This window comes from Cognatishimia sp. SS12 (genome assembly GCF_028369055.1).
GTDB lineage: Bacteria > Pseudomonadota > Alphaproteobacteria > Rhodobacterales > Rhodobacteraceae > Cognatishimia.
The window spans coordinates 439,096-449,187 of record NZ_JAQNCZ010000003.1; the positions used below are offsets into that span (position 1 = coordinate 439,096).

The following is a 10,092-nucleotide window of genomic DNA, read 5'->3' on the forward strand; positions in this document are numbered from 1 at the left end:
GCCGCACGCACGCCGAGTGGATGCCCAGAAAGGCCAGAATGATGCAAACCCTCAGCCCGGACATGCCGCAGCTGCACGCGCCGCTGCAGACGTTACTTGTCGATGACAGCGATTTTGACAGGCAACGTATCCGCCGGATCAGCCAGCGCGCCGCGCTGCCCATTGATGTCACAGATGTGCCCTCAATCAGCGCCATGCGCCCGCTGCTCGCGGCGCGGCCTTTTGATCTGATCTTGCTGGATTATCAGCTGGGGGATGGTGATGGGCTCAGCGCGCTGAACCTCATCAAATCCAGTCCCGCGCAGGCGGGTGCCGGGCTGATCATGGTGACGGGCAACCAGCGCCTGGACATTGCGGTTTCGGCATTTCGGCGCGGCTACCATGATGTCATCAACAAAGAGGATATGACCGCGGATGCGATGCGCGATGCCATCCTGCGCAGCCAGAACCTGGCAAAATCCGCTGCGCCAGCGCAGCTGGAAACCCTGATTCAACGCGCCGTTCAAGAAAGCCTGCACGGCGCGGGTCTACAGCAGATGATTGCGTCCGCCCCGGCAGGGCAACGCAGCCCCCCACATGTCGCGCCGCAGCGGCCAAGCCCGCAAGAGGACGAAATATTGCTACAAGGGTTGCTGGCGCGCGACGAGTTTCGGTTCTAAACCCACGCCCGCGCCGGGTGCGCGCCCGCCGGACACGGCGGGCGCCACAGATCGTTTATTGTGCCCAGTCTGGCACAGGCTTCGCGGGCAGCACCTTGCCGGTGCATTCGCCAAACCCAACGCGATAGCCATCGCCGAGGGCCGCGCCGCGCAGGGTCAACCGATCGCCATCTTCCAGAAAGCTGCGGCTGTCGCCGCTGTCCAATGTCAAAGGCTCTTTGCCGCCCCAGCTAAGTTCCAGCATTGAGCCACGGCTGTCTTTGCTCGGCCCGGAAATTGTGCCGGAGCCAAGCAGATCACCCACCCGCATGGCGCAGCCCGACGTGGTGTGATGGCACAATTGCTGCGCTGCTGAGTAATACATCTGATTGTAATTGGTGCGCGCGATGATGCTTTCGCCCTTACCAGAAGGTGTCAGGCCGACTTCAAGGTCAATGTCATAAAGCATCGGGCCAGGTTCGGTCAGATAGGCCAACAGCGGGCGCTCACGCTCGGGCGTGCTGGTGCGGAACGGCTCCAACGCGGCCTTGGTCACGATCCAGGGGCTGATTGAGGTTGCTGTCGCTTTGGCCTGAAACGGGCCAAGCGGCTGATATTCCCAGGCTTGGATGTCGCGGGCCGACCAATCATTCAGCAGCACATAGCCAAAGATCATGTCATCGGCTTCCTGTACCGAAACCATCCCCTCGGAGGGTTGGCCAACGATGGCCCCCATCTCCAATTCGAGATCAAAGCGCGCGCTCGGCGCAAAGCGCGGCAGCTCGGCATCCGGGGCTTTCAATTGCCCGTTGGGGCGCACCACATCGGTGCCGGACACCACGACCGAAGACGCGCGGCCATTGTACCCGATCGGGATAGACAGCCAGTTGGCAGGCAGAGCGTTTTCCGCGCCGCGGAACATCGTCCCGACATTGACCGCGTGGTTCTTGCCAGCATAGAAATCAGTGTATTCCGCAACGGTGATGGGCAGATGCATCTGGGCATTGGCCTGATCCACCAAATGCGGTGCCAGGTTGGCCTGTTGGCCTGAGCCGGCCGCCAGTGCAGTTTGCAGCCAGCCGCGCAGCGCATCCCATACCGTTGGCCCTGCAGACATCACGGCATTCCAATCCCCGGCTTGCAGCAGGGGGCCGTTCTCCAATGTTAAGATGCCCGCCGCTTCCAATGCGGTGACATCAAGGATCTGCGCGCCGATCGCCACGCCGCAGCGGCGTGGGCCACCCGTGGAGAAGGCGCCATAGGGCAGGTTGTTCAGCGGAAAATCTGTGTCGGCGCTGTTTGCGCTCTCGACCCAACTTTGTAACAATGTCATGGTGTTTCCTTATCGCGTCCAATTGCCTTCGGGCGTGCCGTCAAAATTCTTTTCAAGGTCATCCCAACAGTCGATGTAGTCATCCTGCAACGGGGCCTCTTTTGCTGCAAATTCCGTCAGATGCTGCGGAAAGCGCGTTTCGAACATGAACGACATTGTATTGTCGAGCTTTTCCGGCCCAAGGTTGGAATGGCTTGCCTTGTCAAAGGCCGCCTTATCAGGCCCATGCGGCAGCATCATGTTGTGCAGGCTGATTCCGCCAGGCACAAAGCCCTGAGGCTTGGCATCATATTCGCCATAGATATTGCCCATCAGCTCGGACATCACATTTTTATGGTACCACGGCGGACGGAAGGTATCTTCCATCGTCATCCAACGCTCGCGGAACAGCACGAAGTCGATATTTGCCGTGCCCGGCACCCCCGATGGGGCGGTCAGAACGGTGAAAATTGAGGGGTCGGGGTGGTCAAACAGAATGGCGCCAATCGGGCAATAATCCCGCAGATCGTATTTGCAGGGCGCGTAGTTGCCATGCCAGGCGACAACGTCTAGCGGCGAGTGATCAATAAAGGTCTCGTGGAATTGACCCTGCCATTTGATGACAATGCGCGAGCGGGCGTCGCGATCTTCGAACGCCGCGACGGGGGTTTTGAAATCCCGGCGGTTGGCCATGCAGTTTGCGCCAATCGGGCCACGCCCGGGCAGTTCGAGTTTCTGACCGTAGTTTTCACAGACAAACCCACGCGCCGGGCCATCCAGCACCTCAACGCGATACACCAGCCCGCGCGGGAGGATGGCAATTTCTTTCGGTTCGATGTCGATCACACCCAATTCGGTGCAAAAACGCAGGCGTCCTTCCTGTGGCACCACCAGCAGTTCTGAATCAGCCGAGAAGAAATATTCATCCTGCATGGTTTCCGTCACCAAGTAGACATGGGTTGCCATGCCGACCTGCGTGTACACATCACCTGCCGTGGTCATGGTTTTCATCCCTGTGACCCATGTCAGTTTTTCGTCGGTATGGGGGACGGGATCCCAACGGTATTGCCCCAGAGAAATCACATCCTCCACAACATTGGGGGCCGATTTCCAAAACGGAATGTCGATCTTCTGAAAGCGGCCCACATGTTTGACCGACGGGCGGATGCGATAACACCAGGTGCGCTCGTTCTGATGGCTCGGCGCGGTAAAGGCCGTCCCGGTCAGTTGCTCTCCATACAGCCCATAGGCGCATCGTTGCGGGCTGTTCATGCCCTGCGGCAGGGCCCCGGGCAAAGCCTCTGTTTCAAAGTCATTGCCGAAGCCCGGCATATACCCAGGTGTCGTCCCTTGCGTATTCTGCGATTGGGTCAATGTCATGTCACGCATGCGTTCCTCCACTTTCGTCGTTGGCCGCGATGGGCACTGTCCCGGTGAATATTCGTTGCAAATGAAATGAAGTCAAGAAATTTGTTGCAAATGCAACGTTCATACCGCAGGATGCCGCCAGTTAGCGATAGAAGTTGCCCCTGATGACCCTGCCCGACTTTGACCTAGAAACATTCCTGCCCTATCAATTTTCTGTTATTGCAGAGCAGCTTAGCAAGGAATTGGCGAAAAGATATCGCGCACAGTTTGACTTGGGCACCGCTGAATGGCGCATTCTGATCAATCTGGCCTATGCCGACAAAAATGCGCAGCGCAGCTCTGTCAAAGACATTCAGGCACGGGTGACATTGGACAAACCCAAGGTCAGCCGCGCGGTTGCGCGGTTGGAATCACGTGCGCTTCTGACCAAGAGCATCTCAGCATCGGACAAGCGCCTGCTTGACCTCGAACTGACAGCGGAAGGTCGGGCGCTGGTCGCCCAATTGGTGCCGATCGCCCAATCCTTCCAAGCGGCCCTAAAACGCCGCCTGAGCGCGGACCTTGACCAGCTCAGCGACACCCTAGGCATCCTTAAGACCGAGTTGACCCATGACCACACTGTTTGACTATTGGCGGTCCTCCGCGAGTTACCGCGTTCGCATTGCCCTGGCCCTTTGCGGTGATGAGTGGAGCACGGAAATCGTGAATCTGGTGGAAGGCGCGCAGGGTGCGCCAGAGCATTTGGCGCGCAACCCCCAAGGCTATGTGCCGGCGCTGGCCATTGATGAAGTGACGTTGACCCAATCGCTGGCGATCATCGAATATCTGGATGAAACCCGCAGTCTGGGCCTCTTGCCCAGCAGCGCAATTGACCGCGCCCGCGTGCGGGCCATTGCACACGCCGTTGCGATGGACATCCATCCGATCTGCAACTTGAATGTCGCGAAATATGCTGTGCAGGCCTCTGGCAGTGCCATCGAAACCAAAGACTGGATGCAGCATTTCATCAGCAAGGGCCTTCGCGCGGTGGAACAGATGGTGGGTGACAATGGCTATTGCTTTGGCACGCGCGTCACGCTGGCCGATCTTTGCCTGATGCCGCAGATCTATAATGCAGAGCGTTGGGGCGTCGACATGCATGCCATGCCGAAACTCACGAGTATCGCCGCGAATCTCGCCGCGCATCCGGCCTTTGTGGCCGCACATCCGGACAATTGCGCCTCAGCGCCGCAATAAACGCTGAAAACTCGCCGGGCAACGCAAGCGGCAGAAGGCCCGGCGCACCGCAGTTCGACCGAATATTCGTCTATATTTTCATCAAATCCGCCGAATGTCGGGCATTAATTGGGCGAATCTCTTGAGCGGCGCGACTTATGTTATCCATCAAGATTGAAATGCGATCGGCTCAGGTCGCAGCATAAAGGTGCAGGACGCTTAGGGTTCCGCTGCTTAGCCGCAGGCCAGGTCCGAGAAGCGTCACTTTGTTGGCAAACTCCAGCAAGGCACACGGCGGGGCAAAATCCCGGGAGACTACTGCGCAGGTTTGTCCGCGCCCGATCTCTTTGTTCCGCCAGCGGCCCAAAAACCCAAGACCTCGGCGGGACGCAACAACGGGGAAAGACATGAAGATCACCAAACTGATGTCCGCCACCGCCCTGGCGATGGGTGTTCTGGCCGGGGGTTACGCCCCTGTCGCAGCAGAAGAAAAGACAGAATTCAAACTGGCCTGGTCCATCTACGTTGGCTGGATGCCCTGGGGCTATCTGGAAGACAGCGGGATCATGGACAAATGGGCCGATAAATACGGCATCGACGTCGAGATCGTGCAGTTCAACGACTACGTTGAATCAATCAACCAATATACCGCCGGTGCCTTTGACGGTGTGTCGGCGACAAACATGGACACGCTGTCCATTCCTTCAGGCGGCGGCGTTGATACCACGGCCTTGATCGTCGGCGATTATTCCAATGGCAACGACGCGCTGATCCTGAAAGGTGCGGGTGGCATTGAGGATTTGAAGGGCAAGCCGGTTAATTTGGTCGAACTTTCTGTGTCGCATTACCTGCTAGCACGGGCGCTCGACACCGTGGGCATGGAAGAATCCGATCTGGCCGGGGTGATCAACACTTCCGATGCCGACATGATCGCCGCTTACGCCACAAATGATGTCGAAGCTGTCGTCACATGGAACCCATTGGTCTCTGAAATCACCGGCTCGAACGCAGATGCAAACGTGTTGTTTGACAGCGCGGACATACCGGGCGAGATCCTTGACCTGATGGTGGTGAACACCGAAACGCTGGCCGACAACCCGGCCTTTGGCAAGGCCGTGGCAGGCGCATGGTATGAGTTGATGGCGCTGATGGCCGCAGGCGACGAGGCGGCGTTGACCGCCATGGCCGAAGCCTCCGGCACCGATCTGGCCGGCTACAAAGCGCAATTGGCCGCGACCGAAATGTTCTTTGACCCGGCCGCTGCGGTCGCTCAGGCCAGCGCGGCGGACCTGCCGGGCACCATGACCAATGTCGCCGCATTCCTGTTTGACAAAGGCATTCTGGGCGAAGGCGCGCCAAGCGCGGATTTCGTCGGCATCGCCTATCCGGATGGCACCACCACGGGGGATGCGGGCAACGTCAAGTTCCGCTTTGACACCACCTATATGCAGATGGCCGCAGACGGCGCGCTGTAGGCCCATTTCGCAAAGCGGAAGGGCCGGTTGTGCGGCCCTTCCTCCTATCAGGAGGCCCAGAATGCGCTTGATCAACCAAATACCGGCTCGCCCTTTGGTCGTCCTCTTGGCCGCGCTGCCCTTTGTTGCGGTGTTCATCGCCTATGCAATCGGCTCTGACATCCGGCTTGAAGCCAATCCACAAGACAAACTGCTTCCTGCCCCCTCGACAATTGCCGAAACTGCGCAGCGTTTGTTCACCGAGCCAGACCGAAGATCAAAAGAAATTCTGCTCTGGAAAGACACATTTGCAAGCCTGACGCGCTTGCTGGGCGGCGTCGGCATCTCGGCTGCATTGTCGCTGATGATCGGCCTCGCCATTGGTCTGCTGCCTTATTCGCGCTCGGCCTTTTCCAGCTTCATAGCGGTGCTGTCGATGGTGCCGCCACTGGCGTTGCTGCCGATCCTGTTCATCGTTTTTGGGCTTGGCGAAACCTCAAAAATTGTCCTGATCGTCATCGGGATCACACCCTTTATGACACGTGATTTGGCACAGCGGGTGCTTGAAATCCCGCAAGAGCAAATCGTCAAAGCGCAGACCCTCGGTGCCTCGTCGGGGGTGATCGCCTTGCGCGTAGCACTGCCGCAGGTTCTGCCACGGTTGATCTCAAATGTGCGCCTGTCGCTTGGTTCGGCCTGGCTCTTCCTGATTGCCGCCGAGGCTGTCGCCTCAAACGTCGGTCTTGGGTACCGCATTTTTCTGGTGCGGCGATATTTGGCGATGGATGTCATTCTGACCTACGTCATCTGGATTACGCTGCTGGCTTTTGTGATCGACTGGCTGCTCAAGACACTGTCGCGCAAAGCCTTTCCTTGGATGGAGGCCGGGCTATGAGTTTTGTAAGCGTTTCAAATGTCTGGCAGAAATACGGAAATCGATCGATCCTAGAGCGCGTGAATGTTGAAATCCACGAAGGGGAGTTCATTTCAATCGTCGGGGCGTCAGGCTGCGGGAAGTCGACCTTTCTGCGGATGCTGCTGGCGCAGGAACGCCCCCACCGCGGCACGATCAGTATTGATGGCGGTCCCACCGCCAAAGAACCCAACCGCGAACGCGGGGTGGTGTTTCAGAAATATTCGGTTTTCCCGCATCTCTCGGTGCGCGAAAACCTTGTGGCCGCCGAAAGCTTTGACACCCGATTTGGCCGCCTGTCCGGCGCGAAACGCAAAGCTGCGCTAGAGCGTGCCGACGCCATGCTGGAGCGCATTGGCCTCAATCATGTGGCCGATCAATACCCGGCCGCGCTGTCGGGCGGCATGCAGCAGCGGCTCGCCATCGGTCAGGCCATGACGGCCAAGCCGCGCATTTTATTGCTGGACGAACCTTTTGGGGCGCTGGACCCGGGCACACGTCTACAGATGCACGATTTTCTTTTGGAACTGCGGGACGAGACCAACATGACGGTCTTTATGGTCACGCACGACCTGCAGGAGGGGTTCAAACTCGGGGACCGGGTATTGGTCTTTGATAAGCCGCGCTGGGACCCGCATGACCCAGGCATGCATGGCGCGACCATCACATATGATTTTGATGCCCGCGATGGGGGCATCCCGTTTCAATTGAAGGAGAACGCAGATGTTTCTGCATGATCGGGATCGCTCCCGAAGCCACAACCCTGTGGATCTAAAGGGCACCATCGCCGCGCGCGAAAAGCGTCAGCACCACCCGGACTTGACCAAATTGGCAGGCTGGAAAGCCATGCATCTGGAAAAAAACCTGCCCGAAGGCCGCATGGAAGAAGAACGCCAATGGGCCCTGCGTATGGGGCTGACCGGCGCAGATAGCATCGAAGACAAATCCATCCCGACATTCGCGCGGGGCGAGCTGCCGCATTTCGCCGGGATCAATACCTTCCTTAAGGCCCCCTATGCCGAAGATGTCCTGGAGGTCGCCGATTATGACGCCACGGTCCTTGGGATTCCTTTTGACGGCGGCACGACCTATCGCCCGGGCACACGCTTTGGCCCGCAGGGGGTGCGCAAAATCTCGGCGCTCTATACGCCCTATAACTACGAAATAGGCGTCGATCTGCGCGAACAGATGACCCTTTGTGATGCCGGCGATGTCTTTACCATTCCGGCCAATATCGAAAAATCCTTTGACCAGATCAGCCGCGCGGTCAGCCATGTGTTCAGCTCGGGCTCCCTGCCGATCATGATTGGCGGCGACCATTCCATCGGCTTTCCTTGTGTGCGCGGCATCGCCGAATGCACATCGAAGAAGATCGGCATCGTGCATTTTGACCGCCATGCAGACATCCAGGAAAAGGATCTGGATGAACGCATGCACACCACACCCTGGTTCCATTCAACCAATCTGCCCAATGTTCCAGCAACCAACCTCGTGCAGATCGGCATCGGCGGCTGGCAGGTCCCGCGTGAGGCGGTGAAGGTGGCGCGCGAACGCAACACCAATATCATCACCATGGGCGACATGGAAAAGATGGGCGTGGACAAGACCATCGAAATGGCACTGGAGATGGCGTGGAAAGACGTCGATATGGTCTATATGTCGTTTGACATCGACAGCATCGACTGCGGATTTGTCCCAGGCACCGGCTGGCCAGAACCTGGCGGCTTCCTGCCGCGCGAGGCCCTGGCGCTGGCCTCTGGCATCGCCGCCGAAGGCATCTGCGGACTGGAACTGGTCGAGGTCTCCCCGCCTTATGACACCTCTGACATCACCGCGCTCATGGGCACGCGCGTCATCGTTGATGTGCTCGGGGCATTGGTCTCCAATGGTAAACTTGGGGCGCATAAGAAATTCATCGACAAGCCGGTGAGCCTGCCGCATGGCGAATTCAACGGCCGCCGCTGGCGCAACGATGGCCCGCATAAGGTGGGTGTCTGATGCCGCACGATCATCCCCACCACCATCGCCATCATCATGATCACGACCATGCCCCTCACGGGCATGGCCACAATCACGCGCATGGGGATCACCTGCACAGCCATATGCATCACGCAGATGAGGCGGCGGATCTGCAGGTGCTCGCCCAGCAGTTCATCGCAGGCTTTCTGCAGGCCGACGATAAATCCAGCTATCTGAAATTGGCCGGCGTCCCCTTTGAGCGCCCCTCAAAAGACGGGGCCAAAGCGCTGAAACTTATTGATGTAGAGCTGCGCACGGAGTGGCAGGTGGGCACCGCCTCGCCGTCCTTTGGCGCGCGCGAGCTAAGCTACCTGCCCTTTCCTGGCGAAATGGTCCAGGAACGCACCAATATGGCGTTGATCTACGTGTCCATGGATGAAAAATCGACTTTGGACATTCGCGATTTTCTTTATCAACGCAAACAGGAGATTGAGGCATGAAACCTGGGTTTCTCGCAATTCTGGCCGCAACCGCAGCCACGCCTGCCTTCGCGCATGTGGAGGGCGCGTTTCACACCCATGGTCTTGAAAGCATATTGGTACTGGCTTTGGCCGCCGGCGTCGCCGCTTTGGTGGCGCTGCGGCGCTGATTGGATCGTCGTGCGCTGGCCTAGAATACTGGTCCAAAACACTGGCCTCAAAACGCCAACGGCCCCCAATGGGGGCTGTTTGTTGGCGCTATATCCGCTGAATCTATGGCCGAAGTTTGGTTGCGGGAGTAGGATTTGAACCTACGACCTTCAGGTTATGAGCCTGACGAGCTACCGGGCTGCTCCATCCCGCGATGGTTTTGTGTGTTATAGTGATCGTTTTGAGAGATGTTTTTGATCTTTAGTCGTTTATTAGGTTTGGCGATGCCCTACTCTCCCACACCTTAAGATGCAGTACCATCGGCGCAACGGTGCTTAACGGCCGGGTTCGGGATGGGACCGGGTGTTTCACTCGTGCTATGATCACCAAACCGAATAAACGGCTAAAGATCGTGTTGCTTTGTTAAGCAACGGTGTTGTCCAAGTCACATTATAAGTGCGCTACCGCCTATTCGGCTGTCTGAGCGCAAGTACAAGCTGTGTATTGTTGTGTATGACTTATTTGGTCCCAGCTAGGCGACTTAGTCTGTGCGATTGCATTTCTGCTTGCGCACATGTGTCTGTCTATTACTGGATCAAATCAA

11 protein-coding genes, 1 tRNA gene, 1 rRNA gene and 1 riboswitch are annotated in these 10,092 nt (G+C 57.9%); of the genes, 9 read left to right on the forward strand and 4 right to left on the reverse strand.

Annotated features, from left to right (window positions below):
- The first annotated feature begins 41 nt into the window (after positions 1-41).
- Complete coding sequence (locus N6L24_RS09295; protein ID WP_271844394.1) at positions 42-659, forward strand: response regulator; 618 nt, start codon at positions 42-44, stop codon at positions 657-659.
- A 55-nt stretch (positions 660-714) separates the two neighbouring features.
- On the opposite strand, the gene fahA is transcribed toward N6L24_RS09295, so the two are convergent.
- Entirely contained in the window at positions 715-1,971 is a 1,257-nt protein-coding gene (gene fahA, locus N6L24_RS09300) for a fumarylacetoacetase (protein WP_271844395.1), read from the reverse strand.
- A gap of 9 nt (positions 1,972-1,980) precedes the next feature.
- Complete coding sequence (hmgA, locus tag N6L24_RS09305) at positions 1,981-3,339, reverse strand: homogentisate 1,2-dioxygenase (protein WP_271844396.1); 1,359 nt, start codon at positions 3,337-3,339, stop codon at positions 1,981-1,983.
- A 143-nt stretch (positions 3,340-3,482) separates the two neighbouring features.
- Between hmgA and N6L24_RS09310 the strand changes: the two genes are divergently transcribed.
- The 8 genes from N6L24_RS09310 to N6L24_RS09345 all read left to right on the forward strand — a co-directional run bounded on the left by N6L24_RS09310 (position 3,483) and on the right by N6L24_RS09345 (position 9,508).
- Positions 3,483-3,944, forward strand: a complete 462-nt coding sequence (locus tag N6L24_RS09310) for a MarR family winged helix-turn-helix transcriptional regulator (protein WP_271844397.1) — start codon at positions 3,483-3,485, stop codon at positions 3,942-3,944.
- The gene (maiA, locus tag N6L24_RS09315) at positions 3,928-4,554 is read left to right on the forward strand and encodes a maleylacetoacetate isomerase (protein ID WP_271844398.1); all 627 of its coding nucleotides are present in this window, start codon (positions 3,928-3,930) and stop codon (positions 4,552-4,554) included. Before N6L24_RS09310 ends, maiA begins: the two co-directional genes overlap by 17 nt.
- A 187-nt stretch (positions 4,555-4,741) precedes the next feature.
- A riboswitch (guanidine-I (ykkC/yxkD leader) is annotated at positions 4,742-4,849 on the forward strand.
- 91 nt (positions 4,850-4,940) lie between these two features.
- Entirely contained in the window at positions 4,941-6,008 is a 1,068-nt protein-coding gene (locus N6L24_RS09320) for a putative urea ABC transporter substrate-binding protein (protein ID WP_271844399.1), read from the forward strand.
- A gap of 61 nt (positions 6,009-6,069) precedes the next feature.
- Complete coding sequence (locus N6L24_RS09325; protein ID WP_271844400.1) at positions 6,070-6,882, forward strand: ABC transporter permease; 813 nt, start codon at positions 6,070-6,072, stop codon at positions 6,880-6,882.
- Positions 6,879-7,637, forward strand: coding sequence for an ABC transporter ATP-binding protein (locus N6L24_RS09330; RefSeq protein WP_271844401.1), 759 nt, complete (start codon positions 6,879-6,881; stop codon positions 7,635-7,637). The genes N6L24_RS09325 and N6L24_RS09330 overlap by 4 nt, the downstream gene beginning before the upstream one ends.
- Positions 7,624-8,898 carry an agmatinase family protein gene (locus N6L24_RS09335; protein WP_271844402.1) on the forward strand — a complete coding sequence of 425 codons (1,275 nt, stop codon included), beginning with the start codon at positions 7,624-7,626 and terminating at the stop codon, positions 8,896-8,898. Before N6L24_RS09330 ends, N6L24_RS09335 begins: the two co-directional genes overlap by 14 nt.
- Positions 8,898-9,359 carry a hypothetical protein gene (locus N6L24_RS09340; protein WP_271844403.1) on the forward strand — a complete coding sequence of 154 codons (462 nt, stop codon included), beginning with the start codon at positions 8,898-8,900 and terminating at the stop codon, positions 9,357-9,359. The genes N6L24_RS09335 and N6L24_RS09340 overlap by 1 nt, the downstream gene beginning before the upstream one ends.
- Positions 9,356-9,508 carry a hypothetical protein gene (locus N6L24_RS09345; RefSeq protein WP_271844404.1) on the forward strand — a complete coding sequence of 51 codons (153 nt, stop codon included), beginning with the start codon at positions 9,356-9,358 and terminating at the stop codon, positions 9,506-9,508. Before N6L24_RS09340 ends, N6L24_RS09345 begins: the two co-directional genes overlap by 4 nt.
- 117 nt (positions 9,509-9,625) lie before the next feature.
- Here the strand turns inward: N6L24_RS09345 and N6L24_RS09350 are convergent.
- Both N6L24_RS09350 and rrf read right to left on the reverse strand, forming a co-directional pair.
- A tRNA-Met gene (locus tag N6L24_RS09350) sits at positions 9,626-9,702 on the reverse strand.
- A 62-nt stretch (positions 9,703-9,764) separates the two neighbouring features.
- Positions 9,765-9,879: ribosomal RNA gene (rrf, locus tag N6L24_RS09355) — 5S ribosomal RNA — on the reverse strand.
- Between the last annotated feature and the right edge of the window lie 213 nt (positions 9,880-10,092).